Below are 15,689 nucleotides of genomic sequence, written 5' to 3'. Positions count from 1 at the left end.
CACGCGGCCTCACCCCTGCTTCTCAACAAAGCTGTCGAGCACCTTCTTCTCGCCGGCCTTGTCGAAGGCGACGGTGAGCTTGTTGCCCTCGACGCTGCGGACGGCGCCGTAGCCGAACTTGATGTGGAAGACGCGGTCGCCGCGCTTGTAGTCGCTGGCGGCCGAGCTGTCGGAGGTGGCGACCAGGCGGCCGTCGCCCTCGATCACCGCCTGGCGGCCGGGATGACTGCCCCGGTACTGGTTGGCCTGGGCGCGACGCCAGCCGGGCGAGGCGTAACCGCCGCCGAAGCTGGGGTCTTCGTCCCACCGGCTGCCGTGCTGCTGCATCCCCGGGCCGCCGCCGTAGTAGCCCGTCTCGGAACTGGCCTCCACGTTGGCCGCCGGCAGTTCGTCGACGAAGCGGCTGGGGAGCTGGCTGGTCCAGCGGCCGTAGACCTGGCGGTTGGCGGCGAAGCTGATCCGTGCCTCCTCGCGGGCGCGGGTGATGCCCACGTAGGCCAGGCGCCGCTCCTCCTCCAGGCCCTTCTCGCCCTTTTCGTCCATCGAGCGCTGCGACGGGAAGACGCCTTCCTCCCAGCCGGGCAGGAAGACGAGCGGGAACTCCAGGCCCTTGGCCTGGTGCAGGGTCATGATCTGGACGCTGTCGGCCTGGGGCCCGCGCTCCAGGTCCATCACCAGCGAGACGTGCTCCAGATAGGCCTGGAGGTCGTCGTAGCCGCCCATCGACTGGACAAGTTCCTTCAGGTTCTCCAGCCGCCCCTGGGCCTGGGGCGAACGGTCCAGCTTCAGCATGTCGGTGTAGCCGCTCTCCTCCAGCACCGCCTCCATCAGGCGGGCGTGGTGGATCTCGCCGCTCTGGATGCGCCAGCGGTCGAGGTCGCGCAGGAAGTTGGACAGCGCGGTGCGGGTGCGGGCCGGGAGGTCGTCGGTGAGCACGAGCTGGCGGGCGGCGTTCGTGGCCGAGACGCCGTTCAGGCGGGCGATCTGCAACAGCTTCTGGACCGAGGTGTCGCCGATCCCGCGCTTGGGCTGGTTGACGATGCGCTCGAAGGCCAGGTCGTCGTCCTCGGACTGGATCAGGCGCAAGTAGGCGATGGCGTCGCGGATCTCGGCGCGCTCGAAGAAGCGCGGGCCGCCGATGACCACATAGGGGATCTGGAGCAGGACGAACCGCTCCTCGAACGCCCGCATCTGGAACGACGCGCGGACGAGGATGGCCATGTCGCGATACCGCCGGCCCTTGCGGTGCGCCCGCTCCACCTCCTCGGCGATCAGGCGGCTCTCGGCCTCGCCGTCCCAGACGCCACGGACCACGACCTTTTCGCCGCCCTCGGCCTCGGTCCAGAGGGTCTTGCCCAGGCGGCCCTTGTTGGTGGCGATCAGGCCGGCGGCGGCGGCCAGGATATGGCTGGTGGAGCGGTAGTTGCGTTCGAGGCGCACGACCTTCGCGCCCGGGAAATCGCGCTCGAAGCGCAGGATGTTGTCCACCTCGGCGCCCCGCCAGCCATAGATCGACTGGTCGTCGTCGCCCACGCAGCACAGGTTGCGGCTCTTCTGGGCCAGCAGGCGCAGCCACAGGTACTGGCAGACGTTGGTGTCCTGGTACTCGTCCACCAGCAGGTAGCGGAAGCGGCCGTGGTATTCGGCCAGCACGTCGGGATGCCCGGTGAAGATGGTGATGTTGTGCAGCAGCAGGTCGCCGAAGTCGCAGGCGTTCAGGATGCGCAGGCGCTCCTGGTAGAGGCGGTACAGCGCCTGGCCCTTTCCGTTTGCGAAGGCCTGAGCCTCGGCCGGCGGGAGCTGGTCGGGCCGCCAGCCGCGGTTCTTCCAGTGGTCGATCAGGCCGGCCAGCGCCTTGGGCGTCCAGCGCTTGGCGTCGATGTTCTCGGCCTCCAGCACCTGCTTGATCAGGCGTTCCTGATCGTCGGTGTCGAGGATGGTGTAGTTCGACTTCAGGCCCACCAGCTCGGCATGGCGGCGCAGGATCTGGGCGGCGATGGAATGGAAGGTGCCCAGCCAGCGCAGGCCCTCGGCCGAGGGGCCGATGATCGCGGCGATCCGCTCGCGCATCTCGCGGGCGGCCTTGTTGGTGAAGGTGACGGCCAGCAGCTCCCACGGCCGCGCGCGCCCGGTGGCCAGGATGTGGGCCAGGCGGGTGGTGAGCACGCGGGTCTTGCCCGTGCCGGCGCCGGCGAGGACGAGCACCGGGCCCTCGACCGCCTCGACGGCCTCGCGCTGCTCGGGGTTCAGGCCGTCCAGATAGTCGGCCGGGCGCACGCCCGTCCCCGGCATGGGCGCGCGCGCCAGGTCGGAGATACGCGGGGCGGGCGGGCCGCCGAACAGGTCCGTCGAGTCGGTGTCGGGCATCGGAACATATGTAGCACGCCGGCCGGCCGGCTTAAGGGGCTTCCGAACCGGCCGGCGCGATCCGGCGTGTTTCCGCTACACGTCCAGCCGGTAGACGCGCCGGGCCGTGCCGGAGAAGAGGGCGGTCTTCTCGTCGGCCGAGGCGCCGGCAGCCAGGCGCTTGAAGGCGTTCCAGAGGGTGGCGTAGTCGCAGGCGCCCATGTCGACCGGGAAGTTGGACTCGAACATGCAGCGGTCGGGACCGAACGCCTCGATGCAGGTCTCGATGTAGGGCCGCCACTCGTCGGCCAGTTGCTGGGACGGGGCGCGGGGTTCGGCCAGGAACGAGGGGAAGTTGCAGAAGGCCATGGCGAGGCCGCCGAGCTTCACGGAGACGTTCTCGGACTTCGCCAGTTCGCGGATGCTGTCGCGCCAGACGGGGAATCGCTCGGAGAGCCGGCCCTCGTAGACGCCGCGGCCGAGAGGCGTGCCGACGTGGTCGAGGACGATGGTCGTGCCGGGGAAGGCGCGGGCGAGATCGGTCAGGTCGGGAAGCTGGGGTTCGAGCAGCCAGGCGTCGAAGCTGAGGTCCATCGGCCCCAGGTGGCGGAATCCCTCGCGGAACGTGCGGTCGAGGTAGAGTCCCTGTTCGACCCGGTTGAGCGGGCCCAGCACATCCTTGTCCGCGTCCCACGAGGCGCTGTTGCGGATGCCGCGGAAACGGCCGCCGCCGGCGCGGACGTGCGCCTCGAGCACGGCCTTGGCGCCGTCGCCCAGGAGCAGGTCGGCCTTGCCCACGATGCCGGCGCAGGCGCGGAAATCCCCGTACATCCCACTGGCGCTCATGGCCGCGACGCCGTTGACGAACTCGGTCTCGCCAACCGGCCTCATGGCCTCGGGGCCGTCGGCCTTGTAGAACGCGCCGCACTCCAGGAAGACCGTGGCGATCACGTTGTGGCCGCTGCCGGTGTCGGCGATCAGCTCGTCCAGCAGGTAACGGGGCGCCGGCTGGATCGCGGTCATGAAGGGATGCTCGGTCACCGTCGGCGTCGCGTAGGTGCGCCGGTCCCACAGGTGGTGGTGCGGGTCGATGATCGGCAGTTCGGGGTCGAGGATGGCTTCCGGCATGGCGTTTCCCAACGGTTCTGATCCCAGGCGTTGCTGGGGGTTGGGGGCAGGCTAGAGGTCGGCGGCCCGGCCCTCAACCACACGCCGGGCGTGAGGTGATGCGCCGGAGCTATGCGCCGGGCCGCGGATCGAACCGGCGCTAGGAGGCTGTTAGGGACCTGTGTCCGGATTACAGCGTTGAACAACATCAGCTCGTCATCGCCGGGCTTGTCCCGGCGACCCATCCCTCGGCCGCAATGCCGCGAGGCCGGCCCGCGTCACGCGGCCCGCCGCAGAAGGCTATGGAAGCGGAACCATGGGTCCCCGGGACAAGCCCGGGGATGACGACCTGGAAGAGAGGGGCAAGCCCCCAGCCCCGACAGCGCGGTCCCTAACAGCCTCTAGGAGGCGGGCGCGGTCGGGACTTCGCGCGGCGGGGTGCGGATCAGCAGGACCGAGACGGCGCGCTCGCGCGTGTCGTCGAAGAAGGCGATGACCGGAGGCGGATGCTTCTCGCCGGGCGGCTGGCTGGCCCAGGCGGTGAAGGCGGCGGAGATCATGGCCGCGGCCAGCAGGGTGGGCCCGGCCAGGCCGTCGTGGGCGGCCGGGGCGCTCATGGCCGCCACGCGGGTTTCGAGCGGATGACGCCCATGGGCGGGCCAGTGGCAGCCGAAGGGCAGGGCCTGGGCGGCGAGCTGGCTCTTGAGCAGGGTGCGGGCGTAGAGGGCCCGGTCGTTCGGGCGTCGTCTCAGGACGGCCGCGTCGCAGGCCAGTTCCTGGTCGGTCCTCATCACCTGCGCCGCGAGGTGAACGAGCGGATTGAACCAGCAGAGGGCCTGGAAGGCGGCGGCCAGGGCGCGGGCGCGGGGATCGCCGCGGCGGACATGCTCGCGCTCATGCGCCCGGATGAGGTCGCGTTCGGAGCTGGTGTAGGTCCCGTCGTCGGCAGGCATCAGGATGCGCGGGATGAAGACGCCCACCACCGAGGGGCCGACACGCCCGCGGCGGGCCGCGGCCATGTAGCGGGCCTGGGCCGTCGCGAATCCGCCCGCGACCAGCGCCGCGCCGACCGCCCATGCGGCCAGGACGACGGCGGAATGGTTCCGCGCCAGGGCGAACGGGTCGGCCGGCGGCGCTTCCAGCACCACTGGCGGCGGCATGAGGCTGGCCAGGAAGACGATGGGCGGCAGGGCCCAGAGGCCATAGGCGATCTGGGCGCCGAACAGGCGGCGCATGGGCCGGCGGGCGGCCAGCACGGCGGCCACGGCGACGGCGAGCGCGACATTGGCCCGCAGCAGCGCGGCCAGGATGTCGCCGGCCAGAATCTCACTGACCAGAATGTCGTTGATCAGGATCTCACCGCTCATCGCCGTCGAGCTCGTCGATCAGCTTCTTCAGCCGGGCCACCTCGTCGGGCGACAGGGCGCGGTGCTGGGCGTAGTGGGCCACCAGCGGCGCGAGCTGGCCGCCGAAGAGGCGGTCGAGCAGGCCCTGGCTCTCGCCGGTGATGTACGCCTCGCGGCTGACGAGGGGACGGTAGAGGGCGCGGCCGCCCGACCGTTCGGAGGCCAGGGCCTTCTTCTTGAGGAGGCGGTTGATCAGCGTCTTCACCGTCGCCTCGCCCCAGTCCTGGGCCGGCCCCACGGTCTGGATGATCTCCTCGGCCGTCAGCGGCCCCCGATCCCAGAGGGCTTCCATCACCTGGCTTTCGGCGCCCGAGATCCGCGACATCTTACATCCGTACCTTTCAGGGGACGTTACGCCTGTAAGATGGGCTGTCAAGCGTCGCGTCCGGGTCCATAGTCGCCCGCGGGCGAGGGGCGGATTTATGGCGGAGCCGCCCCCGAAGCCGGGCTACGCCGCAAAGGACCGACTCCACATGACCGACGACCTCGCCGCCCGCCGCATCGCCGTGGTGCGCGAGCACATGGCGCTGGAGATCACCCACGACTGGGACGCGGTGATCGCCACCTTCGCCCACCCCCGCTACGAGCTGTACGGCGGCGGCGCGGTGTTCGACGGGGAAGATGCGGTGCGGCGCTACTTCGCCGCCTCGCGCGTGCCGTTTCCCGACCAGGGCAACGAGATCATCGCCATCGCCCACGACGGCGACACGGTGCTGGTGGAGTTCTGGCTGACGGGCACGCACCTGGGGCCGCTGAAGCTGCCCGGCCGGACGGTGGAGCCGACGGGCCGGGCGTTCCGCGTGCGGATGGCGGCGGGTTTCGAGTTCGCGCCCGGCTCGGACCGCATCCTCTGCGAGCGGCCCTATTTCGACCAGGGGGCGGTGGGCCGCGCGCTGGGGCTGGCGTGAGGAACCGCTTCGGGGCTTCGTGTGCTATAGCTGGCGTACCTCAGAACGGAGCCCGCCCATGAAGCTCTCCGACGACGACCGCGACCGGCTCGCCCTGCACACCGCGTTCGCGGTGCATCAGATCTCCCGCTGGCTCGCCACTCGCGACGACGTCCCCAAGGACATCCGCGACCGCCTGCGGGGCCACATCAGTGCGCTGGAAGGCGTGATGGTGACCTCGGGTCACGACTGGATCCGGGACGAGATGGAAGCCACCGAGGCGGCCCTGACGGCCTGAGGGGCCGGCCCGGTCGAGATCGCGCTTACCTCCCGCCGCTTCGCGGGGGAGGTAAGCGCCTACTCCGCCGCGGCCAGCGCCGCCGCGGGCTTGCGCGAGCGGTGATAGGGGCGCTCGCCCAGGATGGTGGCGCGGATCATGACGCGGCGATTGGGCAGGTAGTCGTTCACCGCATAGTGCTGGGTGATCCGGTTGTCCCAGAAGGCGAGCGCGTTCGGGGTCCAGCGCCAGCGCACCTGGAACTCGGGCCTGGTGACGTGCTCGAACAGCATGTTCAGGATCGCGTCGCTCTCCTTGCGGCGCAGGCCCTTGATCCGCTCGGTGAAGCCGAAGTTGACGAAGAGGGCGTCCTCGCCGGTCTCGGGATGGGTGCGGACCACGGGGTGCAGCACCGGCGGGTGCTCGGCCAGGGCCTTGGCGTGCTTGTCGGCGCCGGCGGCGTTGGCGACGATCCCGCGCTGGGGGAAGCCGCGGGCGAAGTCGTGGACGGCGTCGAGGCTCTCCAGGAAGCCGCGAAGGGTCGGGGACAACGCCTCGTAGGCGGCCTTCATGTTGGCCCAGATGGTGTCGCCGCCGTTGGGCGGCAGCAGGCGGGCGTGCAGGATCGAGCCCATCGGCGGGGTCTCGATGAAGGTGACGTCGGTGTGCCAGGCGTCGTTGTCGGTGGGGTTGCCGGCGTGGTTGTCGAGGGTGAACAGCTCGGGCGCGTCGGGCACGCCGGGATACAGCGGATGGGTGTGCAGCGCGCCGAAGCGGGCGGCGAAGTCGCGGTGCTGGACCGGCGTCAGGTCCTGGTCCTCGAAGAACAGCACCTGATGCTTCAGGAGTTCCTGGCGCAGGGCGGCGGCCAGGTCGGCCGAGACCCCCTGGGCGAGGTCGATCCCTTCGATCACGGCGCCGATGGCGGGGGTCAACTGGCGGACGTGCATGGACATCTTCGAACTCCCTGTGGGGTCATAGGAGATCACTTGAGCGTCGGGGTCAAAGGGGACGCGCGCGGGACGTCAAAGGCCTTGCCTCCCCCCACGGCGCCGCCCCAGGGTGGGGAAAATTCGAAAAGGCAGTAGGGAGACGCCGCCGTGGCCATCGATTTCGAGATCCCCGAGGAGGCCAGGAAGGTCCGCGAGAAGGTCCGCCAGTGGGTGCACGACGAGTGCATCCCGGCGCAGGAGCGGGTCACCGACAAGGCCAGCTACAAGAAGGTGCTGGACGAATTGCGGACCAAGGCCCGCGCCCAGGGCCTGTGGATGCCCTTCGTGCCCAAGGAGCATGGGGGGATGGGCCTGGGGCCCCTGGCCAACGCCCTGGTCCAGATGGAGCTGGGGGAGAGCTATCTGGGCGCGCTCAGCCTGAACAGCCAGGGGCCGGACGACGCCACGATCCTGACCCTGCTGGCGCACGGCACCGAGCACCAGAAGGAGAAGTTCCTCAAGCCGCTGCTGAACGGCGAGAAGCGCGTCTGCTACTCCATGACCGAGAAGGCGGCGGGCGCCGACGCCACCGGCATGCGCACCACCGCGGTCAAGGACGGCAACGAGAACTATGTGCTGAACGGCGAGAAGTGGTTCTCGTCGGCGGCGTCGGTGGCCGACCTCGCGGTGGTCATGGCGCGCACCGACCCGGACGCGCCGCGCCACCAGCAGTTCTCGACCTTCATCGTGGAGCTGCCCAACCCGGGCTACCGGATCAAGCGCGACATCCAGACCATGGCGGCGGAGGGCCCGCTGTCGCACATCCTGGGCGGCGGCCACTCCGAGGTCGAGATCAAGGACCTAGTGGTGCCGGCCGAGAACCTGCTGGGCGGCGAGGGCCAGGGATTCAACATGGGCCAGCACCGCCTGGCCTACGGCCGCCTGCGGCACGGCATGCACAACGTGGCCATGGCCCAGCGGGCGCTGGACCTGGCGGCGGCCCACATCACCACCCGCGAGACCTTCGGTGGGCCGCTGCACAAGCGCCAGGCCGTGCAGTTCATGATGGCCGAGTGCGCCAGCCAGCTCTACATCGCGCGCCTGATGCTGCTGCACATCGCCTACAAGGCGGAGAAGGGCCTGGACCTGCGCCAGGAGAACGGCATCGCCAAGGTCTACCTCGCCCACATGGTGCACCATGTGGTGGACACCGCGATCCAGCTCCACGGGGCGCTGGGCTACAGCCGCGATACGCCGCTGGCGGCCTGGTACACCCATATCCGGTCGCAGCGGCTGGTGGACGGGCCGGACGAGGTGCACCGCTGGACGACGGGCCGCAACGTCATCAAGGCGTTCCAGCAGACCGGCACGACGGCGGGCGCCTGCGGCGGCGACCTGCTCTGAGGAACGGCGCGGCGTTTCCCCGATCGATCACGACGGGGACGCCGCGGGCCGCCTTCGGATTCACCTATCGGGACGCGCGGAGGTCTTCGGCGGGCCGCCCATGTGGAGGCGCCGGTTCGCAGCCTCTTCCGGCGCGGTGTGGTCCGGAAGGCGAGTTGTATCGCCGGATTTTCAACCCACACAAGAACGAGATCGTGCGCGCCGGTGCGCGTGCTAGGGTTGACGAGAAGGATAGGGACTCGCGGGGGCGGGTCCTCGGCGTTGTGGCCGGAGGGGCTGATGCGAAGCGCGAAGTATCTGGCTGCAGGCTTGGTCCTGCTCGCGGCGAACACCGCTCAGGCCCAGTCGATCGACGCGACGCCGACAGGCTACGGGGAGATTGCCGAAACCGCAGTGGTGCCCTTCTCGACGACGTTGCCGCGTGGCTACAACGTGATCAACCTGGGCGGACGGGGCGGAAGCGTGGAGTCGATCGTCGAGATCGGCGCCAGCCAGGTCAGCTTCGAGAGCGGCGTGGCGGTCTCGGGCGCCTTCTCGACGGCCACCTCCTACTCGGGCGTCGACGTCACGATCACGAACCTGTCCGATGGCCTGCTCGCGATCTCGGACTTCGAGTCCACCATCATCCCCGCCGGCATGGGCTTCTACCTTCAGGAGCGCGCGGGGGCGGCGACCGACAACAACATCTTCACCGGCTATGGCCAGACGTTCTCGGGCCTGACGTTCGAGGACCTGAGCACGCATGTGGAGGCGTACTCGCCGTTCGCCTACGCCGACTTCGACTTCTCGGTCGTCAGCAACGACGTGACGCTCTATTCGCTCAGCGGCTGGATCAGCCTGGCCTTCGATTCCGAAGGCAACGTCATCCAGAACTACAACCTGGATGTGGCCTCGGCCGCGCTGGACGGCTTCGTCCTGGCGTTCGGCAGCGAGACCCTGCCGAACCAGCTCGCGTGGGCCTATGCCTGGGATTCCACGAACATCGTGCTGCCGTTGAACGCGTTGCTGGAAAGCGGGCAGAGCCAGGTGATCCAGTACCGGACCAGCGTCACGGCCTACACGCGCTCCGACTGCATCACGGCGACCACCTGCCTCGTGGCGTATTCGGGCTTCGGCGATCCCATCGGTCGCGGGGGCGGCGTCGAGTTCGAGTCGTTCGCCGCCATGCGGGGCTTCGGCGCGCTGGACGCCGAGCCGAAGTACATCACCGGCATCAACTTCTCGCCTCAGTTCATCGATCCCGTTCGGCTGACGGACGGAGGCGGCGTCGTGCCCGAACCCTCGACCTGGGCCTTCATGATCTTCGGTTTCGGCTTTGCGGGAGCGGCGTTGCGGCGCCGGCGTACGCTGTCGTACATTTGAGGGCATGGGGGACGGCGACGGGGCACCTGACACGCGGCGCGAAGGCGCCTTCGCCTATCGGGCGTTCATAAGCTACAGCCACCGGGATCGCGACTTCGCCCAGCGCCTGCATCGCGAGGTCGAGGGCTATCGCCTACCCGGCAAGCTGATCGGCAAGGTCACCGCCGTGGGTGAGGTGCCGCGGCGCCTCCGGCCCATCTTCCGCGATCGCGAGGAACTCCCGGCTTCCGGGGACCTCAGCGCCGAACTCACGTCGGCGCTGCGCGGATCGATGTTCCTGGTGGTGATCTGCTCTCCGGCGGCGGCCAAGTCGCGCTGGGTCAACGAAGAGATTCTCCAGTTCAAGCGGTTCCACGGCGAAGGCCGGGTTCTGGCCCTGGTCGTGGATGGCGAACCGAACGCATCGGCCATGCCGGGCGCGGAGGACCGCGAGTGCTTTCCGCATGCGCTGCGTTTCCGGATCGGGCCCGACGGCGCCCTGTCCTCGACGCCGGCCGAGCCGATCGCCGCCGATTTCCGGCGCGAGGCGGACGGTCCGCGACTGGCCACCCAGAAACTGATCGCCGGCCTCACGGGCCTGAAACTGGACGAGCTGGTCCAGCGCGAGACCCAGCGGCGCATCGCCCAGATGACGGCCATCGCATCTGGCGCGGTCGTCGGGATGCTGGTGACGGGCGGGCTCGCCTTCTACGCCAACTCGTTGCGGATCGAAGCCAACCACCAACGCACGATCGCCCAGCACGAGGCCGCCGCCGCCCGCGCGGCCGCCGACTATCTGGTCGGCACCTTCGAGCTGTCGAACCCGGCCACCGAGAATCCCCGGACGATCACGGCCCTGACCATCCTGGGCCGCAGTGTCGAGCGGGCGCGGGTCGAGCTGGCTGACCAGCCGGCGATCCAGGCCCGGCTGCTGGCCACTCTGGGCCGCGCCTACAACAACCTCGGCCTGCTGGGTGAGGCGCGCACGGCGGTGGAATCGGCCCTGCCGGTAATCGACCGCTCCGGCCCTGACGGCGCGGAAGCCCTGCTGGTGCTCGCCACCACCTACGCGCGGGAGGGCCAGCTCGAGCTGGCCCTCGCCACCGTGCGTCGCGCCGAGGACCGGCTGACCGGTGACGGCCCCCAGAACGCGAACCTTCGGGCCCTGGCGGCGCTCACCGAGGGGCGGATCCATACCTCGACCTCGAACGTCAAGGCAGGGGTCGCCGCCTTCGACCGGGCGCTGGCCCACTATCGCGCCGCCGGCGCCGATGCGTCGCGCGGCGCCCTGGCCATGGCCTTGAACAACCGCGGCCTGCTCCTGTCGGACGACGGTCAGTTCGACGAGGCGCGGACCTCGCTCACAGAGTCGCTGAAGCTGTTCCAGGCCTCTCTGGGCGAGACCCATCTCTCGACGGGCAAGGCGTGGTTCGCGGTTGCCCAGAACTCGTTCAACGCGGGTGACCTGAAGCGTGCCCAGGTCGAGATCGCCAATGCGCTCCGGATCGAGCGCGCGGTCCTTGACGACGACAACCCGATCCTCGCCGACACCCTGTCGATGCAGGGCCAGATCCTGCACGGCCTGGGGCGGCTGCCCGAGGCGGAACAGGCGTTGCGCGAGGCGATCGTCATCTACCGCCAGGCCTTCGGCGGGCCTCACTACCTCATCGGCATCGCCGATGTGTACCTGGCCCTGATCGCCTCCGACCGGGGCGACTCCCGCGGGGCGCTCGAAGCTCTGGACGACGCCAAGCGCAACTATGACGTCAGCTATGGCAGGACCCACCCCAACCACGGCGACCTGCTGGTCAATCGCGCCAAGGTGCTGGCGCGCGCGGGGCGAATGGCCGAGGCGCGCTCGGACTGCGCCGCCGGCATGGCGATCCTCGATCAGACCCTGGGCGCCGACGCCAGTTTCACCAGGACCATGGCCGCCGAGTGCCGGGCGCTGGGCCACGCTCCCGCCGCGGCGACCGGGCGTTGATCGTGGAGCGGCCCTTTCCCGGGGGCGTCAGTCCTTCGGCCGGCGGCTGAGGCGGTACAGCGGATAGACGCCGAAGCCCTTGGGCAGGGCGATCTTGCCGACATAGTTGCAGTCGAACGGATGGTCGTCCTGCATCTCCAGCACGGCGGCGAAGGGTTCGGTGACGTACACGCTTCCCGACGGCGTGACCGGCTCGATCCGCGCGGCGCGTGACACTTCGCTGCCGTAGTAGTTCGTGCGCTTGGTGACGGGATCATAGCCCGAGTACGTCGAGCCGTAGTGCAGGGCGATGCGCATGGCCGTGCCTTCGCGCACGCCGAGGCGCCGGCAGTCCACCTTGGCCAGGCCTTCGCAGAGGTCGAGCGCCGCTGCGGCTGCGGTCGGCGCATCGCTGAAGACCGCGAAGATGGCGTCGCCCCAGGTGTTGCCCTGGCGGATCACCTCGCCGTACCCCTCCAGGATGCGGGCCGCGCGGACCATCACCTCTTCCCAGAAGAGGGGCAGGACGCGTTCGTCCAGCTTCGAGAAGCCGGGATAGTCGGTGAACATCAGGCCGTAGACGCCGCGTTCCACGTCGGGCTTTTCGGGCGGCGGCGGCATGACCGGGCGGACGAGGGGCGGGGCGATGATCACCTCGGACCGGCCGCCCGTCGCCTTCCACGCAGTGATGTCCGAGCCGCTGAGCGTGCGGTCGCCGCGCGCCTCCACGATCACGAGCTGCAACGGCTCGGCGTGAAGCTGCCGGGCGCGCAGGCGCGTCATGCCCATGGTGACCTTGGAGCCGTAGGCGAACTGCTCCATGCCGCCCATGAAGGCCATGTTGCTGCAGAAGGTCACCGAGGCGGCGCGGTCGCGGCAGGCCTCGTATCGTCGCACCCAGCTCTCGCCGGCCGGCGCGACCGACTGCTCCAGGAAGTCGGCCTCGGCGAACGGCAGGACGACATGCAGCTCCGCGCCGGCGGCCAGGAGCTGTTCGGCGATCAGGATGTCGCTGCCGGCGGCCAGCGCCCCGTAGCCGAAGCCCACGTTCTCGCGCGCGATCAGGTCGCGCGTGCGCGCGGCGAGGTCGTCCTCCAGCTCGGGACCGCCCACGAAGATGTTGCCGCAGAACATCGCCACCTTCGGCGGCTGGATCAGCTCCAGCAGGGCGCCCATCTCGGCCTTGACGCTCCTGGCCGCCACCAGCCTCTGGAGCTGGAGCACCGTGGTGGAGCGGGCGCCGACGTCCGCATCGGGCGCCGCCAGGGCGCGGGCCAGCGCGTCGCGGGCGCCCTCCGCATCGCCCAGGACGACCAGCGCCTCGGCCAGGGTGGCCAGCGAGAAGTAGCCGGTGCGCCCCTCGGGCATGGCCTCGTCCACCACGTCCCGGGCAAGGCGTTCGGCCAGATCCGTCTTGCCGGCGATCAGCGCCAGGCTCGCGGCGTTGATGGCGGGATAGCTCGAACGTGTCCGCCGATGCACCGCCTCGTAGAGGTCGCAGGCTTCCAGCAGGCGCCTGCGATTGGGCGCCCCGCCGGCGAAGGCCAGATCCTTGAGCAGGCGCGCCTTGAGCGACAGGGTGTCGACATCGTCCCGGTCGGCGAGGCCGTAGTCCTCATAGAGCCGAAGCGCCCGTTCGGTGTCGCCCAGGCGTGCGAGGGTCAGCACCTCGAGGTAGTTCAGTTCGGCATGGCTGGTGTCGCCCCGCCGCGCCACCTCGTCATAGGCGCCCAGCAGGTCGCCCCGCGCGAGGGCGGCGCGGACCGAGGCCGCCCGCTTCCCGGGCGTGGGCGGCCCTGAAGGGGCCATCAGCGACACGGGCGGCCTCCGGCGTCGACGACCCGTCCCGCGGCCCTGGCCTTCATGTCATGCACCCGCGAACAGCCCCTCCGCCGAAACGCCCCCGGATGCAGCCCGCAAGGGCGCCGGTCCCCCCGGTCCGGCGTCACATCCCAGGTGTCGTGATATCGACGCTAGCCCGCGTCGCGCCCGCCGTCCACGCCTCCACCCGCAGGAGGCGAGTGGCGGGCGAGCCTGTCGCCGACGCCTGCGCCTCGCCGAGCAGTCTGAGGCAGGCCGGTGAAGGCCCGGCGGCGTCGCGGGATCATATCCTCCTTCACGAGTTGGCGTTCCGCCTCCGCGGCGGTCGGGGGTATAGCGAAGAGCGGAACAGAAGCAGGTCGTGACCACAAGACATCGGAAAAGCACCGACGTGCTGAGCGCCGATTTACGTCCCCAGCTGCCGGAAGCTACCGCTTGTCGTTGAACTCCGCCTTCCCGCGCTGCTGGTAGATCGCGAGGGTACGCACTCGGCGGTATATTGAGAGCAGAATTTTCAGCGAGATGAGTGGATTGTCGGTCCGCGTATGAATTGTTGCCGGGTCCGGAAGGTCCATCATGCGTGAAAGTTTCTCGCAAGCCTCGATCGCAAACTCAAGCTGCTCGCGCTCCAGTTCCAGGCGTTTCCGCTCGATCTCAATCGACAGTAGCTTGCGCTGTTGCGCCTCCCTGTAGATCGAGCTGTAGGTCTGGTTGCATTCGTTGAGCGTCTTGGTGACGCGGTTTACGACGTGAGCCAGCACGTAAGTTAGTGGGATAAGCACGGTCCCAATCTCGATCCAACCGGGAGAGGCGTATTGGATCGAGGCGACGCTCGGACGCTGCTCCCGTGGGGTATTGTATTTCAGCTGATTGTAGAAGTTTACGGCACTATAACCGCCGCGCCATGGGTACGCTTGGAAGGCGCGGAAGATGCGCTCATTGTCCCACTCGTCGAGACCAGGGAGTAGCGCCTGGAGGATGAAGTAGACCTGCTCGTAGGTCCTGGAGAAGGTGTAAAGATCTTCAAGGGACCATCGCCCGTCGATGTGGATTGTGTAGGTCTCACCCTCAGCCATTTTTGACGCGCCGCAGGTTCCCTTAAGGACGGGAGCGCGAGCATTGCTCGATTCTGCAGCCCCGTTCCACTTGCAGCGGCCCGCGGCAACTCAAGTTACGGGACGAGTCGCATCCGCCCACGTAGATCGGACGCTATCGGAAATGCGGGCTAGAAGGTGGCCACATCCGCGCCGCGGTTGCGCGGTCCCTGGTTCAGGAGAGCTTGGTCCCGCAAGAGGACTCCGAAGTCCAACAGCTGGATATGCAGCGTCACCTCGCCGCTCAGCGTCGTTAGTCGCGCCGAAAGCCTCTCGATCTCTCGCGGTAACACCTGGCCAGACGCGAACCGCAGATGCGTGTAGCCGCTCCATGAGGCGATGCCGTCCGGCAGGGAATTGTAGTGCGGCGGGCCGTACTTGGCGGTGAGCTTCGCGGTCAGTTGGCGACCGAACGTGTAGTCCGGTTGGAAGCGCCCGATCATCTGCTCAGTATTGATGCGGAACAGCCGACCCAACGGCGTGAATTCGAGATTGTAGGCTATGCCCCGCTCACGGGCCGAATATTGCCCGCCACCCAAATCCTCCAGGCGGAGCCGTCTGGCGACGTCGCGGAAGGGCATCCCGATCTCAAGACCGTTGGCATCATGTGCCCGCAACACCGAGACGTAGGGGCGAGACGCGTTCGGCTCGGCGGCGAAGCATGGCGATGACCCGAGCAATAGAGGGGCTATTGCCGCGACCACCACCCGAGCGAATCGGGCGTGGATGCTCAGGGTGGGCGCACGATCAGGCATGATGGGTCCCCAAAAGAATAGCGGTGAGTTTATCACCGTAAGAGGTGGTTTTTCTACCTTATAGTGGCGCTTTCACCCCTCCGCCCTGACTGGTTGCGGGTGATGATTTCCGCTCGTCAGGTTCGGGCCGCTCGCGCGTTGCTTGGCTGGTCACAGCAGGAGCTGGCGGACCGGGCCATCGTGTCGGTCAACGCACTGGTGCGTCTTGAACGCGGCACCGTGGACACCCGCACGAGCACCCTGTCTGCCGTTCAAGGCGCGCTTACCCGCGGCGGAATTGAGTTCATCTCGGCCGATCAGAAAGGTGAGGGCGTGAGGCTCACGCATCCCGACTCGCACCTAGACTGACTTCGGCT

At 68.9% G+C, this 15,689-nt stretch carries 14 protein-coding genes; 6 read left to right on the top strand and 8 right to left on the bottom strand.

Annotation, left to right across the window (positions count from 1 at the left end):
* Positions 1–9 precede the first annotated feature (9 nt).
* The 4 genes from WG212_RS18975 to WG212_RS18960 form a co-directional block, all read right to left on the bottom strand.
* Complete coding sequence (locus WG212_RS18975) at positions 10–2,367, bottom strand: UvrD-helicase domain-containing protein (protein ID WP_337188684.1); 2,358 nt, start codon at positions 2,365–2,367, stop codon at positions 10–12.
* Between the two features lie 75 nt (positions 2,368–2,442).
* Complete coding sequence (locus WG212_RS18970) at positions 2,443–3,474, bottom strand: amidohydrolase family protein (protein ID WP_337188683.1); 1,032 nt, start codon at positions 3,472–3,474, stop codon at positions 2,443–2,445.
* Between the two features lie 380 nt (positions 3,475–3,854).
* Positions 3,855–4,820 carry a M56 family metallopeptidase gene (locus WG212_RS18965; RefSeq protein ID WP_337188682.1) on the bottom strand — a complete coding sequence of 322 codons (966 nt, stop codon included), beginning with the start codon at positions 4,818–4,820 and terminating at the stop codon, positions 3,855–3,857.
* Entirely contained in the window at positions 4,810–5,184 is a 375-nt protein-coding gene (locus WG212_RS18960; RefSeq protein ID WP_337188681.1) for a BlaI/MecI/CopY family transcriptional regulator, read from the bottom strand. Before WG212_RS18960 ends, WG212_RS18965 begins: the two co-directional genes overlap by 11 nt.
* Before the next feature lie 148 nt (positions 5,185–5,332).
* Here WG212_RS18960 and WG212_RS18955 point away from each other — a divergent pair, with 148 nt between their 5' ends.
* Positions 5,333–5,767: a nuclear transport factor 2 family protein gene (locus WG212_RS18955; RefSeq protein WP_337188680.1), complete on the top strand. Its 435-nt coding sequence runs from the start codon at positions 5,333–5,335 to the stop codon at positions 5,765–5,767.
* Positions 5,768–5,825: 58 nt separating this feature from the next.
* Positions 5,826–6,044 carry a hypothetical protein gene (locus WG212_RS18950; protein ID WP_337188679.1) on the top strand — a complete coding sequence of 73 codons (219 nt, stop codon included), beginning with the start codon at positions 5,826–5,828 and terminating at the stop codon, positions 6,042–6,044.
* Positions 6,045–6,103: 59 nt separating this feature from the next.
* Here WG212_RS18950 and tauD read toward each other — a convergent pair whose 3' ends face one another.
* Entirely contained in the window at positions 6,104–6,979 is an 876-nt protein-coding gene (gene tauD, locus WG212_RS18945; protein ID WP_337188678.1) for a taurine dioxygenase, read from the bottom strand.
* Between the two features lie 144 nt (positions 6,980–7,123).
* Here tauD and WG212_RS18940 point away from each other — a divergent pair, with 144 nt between their 5' ends.
* From WG212_RS18940 to WG212_RS18930, 3 genes are all read left to right on the top strand, one after another.
* Positions 7,124–8,359 (top strand): acyl-CoA dehydrogenase family protein, encoded by a 1,236-nt coding sequence (locus tag WG212_RS18940; RefSeq protein WP_337188677.1) that lies wholly within the window; start codon positions 7,124–7,126, stop codon positions 8,357–8,359.
* Between the two features lie 279 nt (positions 8,360–8,638).
* The gene (locus tag WG212_RS18935) at positions 8,639–9,721 is read left to right on the top strand and encodes a PEPxxWA-CTERM sorting domain-containing protein (RefSeq protein WP_337188676.1); all 1,083 of its coding nucleotides are present in this window, start codon (positions 8,639–8,641) and stop codon (positions 9,719–9,721) included.
* A gap of 4 nt (positions 9,722–9,725) precedes the next feature.
* Positions 9,726–11,684: a tetratricopeptide repeat protein gene (locus tag WG212_RS18930; protein WP_337188675.1), complete on the top strand. Its 1,959-nt coding sequence runs from the start codon at positions 9,726–9,728 to the stop codon at positions 11,682–11,684.
* Between the two features lie 27 nt (positions 11,685–11,711).
* On the opposite strand, the gene WG212_RS18925 is transcribed toward WG212_RS18930, so the two are convergent.
* The 3 genes from WG212_RS18925 to WG212_RS18915 all read right to left on the bottom strand — a co-directional run bounded on the left by WG212_RS18925 (position 11,712) and on the right by WG212_RS18915 (position 15,333).
* Positions 11,712–13,472, bottom strand: coding sequence for a tetratricopeptide repeat-containing protein (locus tag WG212_RS18925; protein ID WP_337188724.1), 1,761 nt, complete (start codon positions 13,470–13,472; stop codon positions 11,712–11,714).
* 440 nt (positions 13,473–13,912) lie between these two features.
* On the bottom strand, positions 13,913–14,560 hold the full coding sequence (locus WG212_RS18920; protein ID WP_337188674.1) for a hypothetical protein: 648 nt from the start codon (positions 14,558–14,560) through the stop codon (positions 13,913–13,915).
* A gap of 149 nt (positions 14,561–14,709) precedes the next feature.
* Complete coding sequence (locus WG212_RS18915) at positions 14,710–15,333, bottom strand: hypothetical protein (RefSeq protein WP_337188673.1); 624 nt, start codon at positions 15,331–15,333, stop codon at positions 14,710–14,712.
* A 102-nt stretch (positions 15,334–15,435) separates the two neighbouring features.
* Between WG212_RS18915 and WG212_RS18910 the strand changes: the two genes are divergently transcribed.
* Complete coding sequence (locus WG212_RS18910) at positions 15,436–15,681, top strand: helix-turn-helix domain-containing protein (protein ID WP_337188672.1); 246 nt, start codon at positions 15,436–15,438, stop codon at positions 15,679–15,681.
* Positions 15,682–15,689 lie beyond the last annotated feature (8 nt).

It is taken from the genome of Phenylobacterium sp. (assembly GCF_037189685.1).
Taxonomy (GTDB): Bacteria; Pseudomonadota; Alphaproteobacteria; order Caulobacterales; family Caulobacteraceae; genus Phenylobacterium.
Note: the sequence above shows the minus strand (reverse complement) of the source record. Positions and strands in the feature narration are given on the sequence as shown.

Coding starts and splice junctions, on each gene's coding strand:
- WG212_RS18920 (WP_337188674.1), bottom strand. CDS start 14,560: ATGGCTGAGGGTGAGACCTACACAATCCACATCGACGGGCGATGGTCC.
- WG212_RS18925 (WP_337188724.1), bottom strand. CDS start 13,472: ATGGCCCCTTCAGGGCCGCCCACGCCCGGGAAGCGGGCGGCCTCGGTC.
- WG212_RS18930 (WP_337188675.1), top strand. CDS start 9,726: ATGGGGGACGGCGACGGGGCACCTGACACGCGGCGCGAAGGCGCCTTC.
- WG212_RS18965 (WP_337188682.1), bottom strand. CDS start 4,820: ATGAGCGGTGAGATCCTGATCAACGACATTCTGGTCAGTGAGATTCTG.
- WG212_RS18975 (WP_337188684.1), bottom strand. CDS start 2,367: ATGCCCGACACCGACTCGACGGACCTGTTCGGCGGCCCGCCCGCCCCG.
- WG212_RS18950 (WP_337188679.1), top strand. CDS start 5,826: ATGAAGCTCTCCGACGACGACCGCGACCGGCTCGCCCTGCACACCGCG.
- WG212_RS18960 (WP_337188681.1), bottom strand. CDS start 5,184: ATGTCGCGGATCTCGGGCGCCGAAAGCCAGGTGATGGAAGCCCTCTGG.
- WG212_RS18955 (WP_337188680.1), top strand. CDS start 5,333: ATGACCGACGACCTCGCCGCCCGCCGCATCGCCGTGGTGCGCGAGCAC.
- tauD (WP_337188678.1), bottom strand. CDS start 6,979: ATGTCCATGCACGTCCGCCAGTTGACCCCCGCCATCGGCGCCGTGATC.
- WG212_RS18935 (WP_337188676.1), top strand. CDS start 8,639: ATGCGAAGCGCGAAGTATCTGGCTGCAGGCTTGGTCCTGCTCGCGGCG.
- WG212_RS18970 (WP_337188683.1), bottom strand. CDS start 3,474: ATGCCGGAAGCCATCCTCGACCCCGAACTGCCGATCATCGACCCGCAC.
- WG212_RS18910 (WP_337188672.1), top strand. CDS start 15,436: ATGATTTCCGCTCGTCAGGTTCGGGCCGCTCGCGCGTTGCTTGGCTGG.
- WG212_RS18915 (WP_337188673.1), bottom strand. CDS start 15,333: ATGCCTGATCGTGCGCCCACCCTGAGCATCCACGCCCGATTCGCTCGG.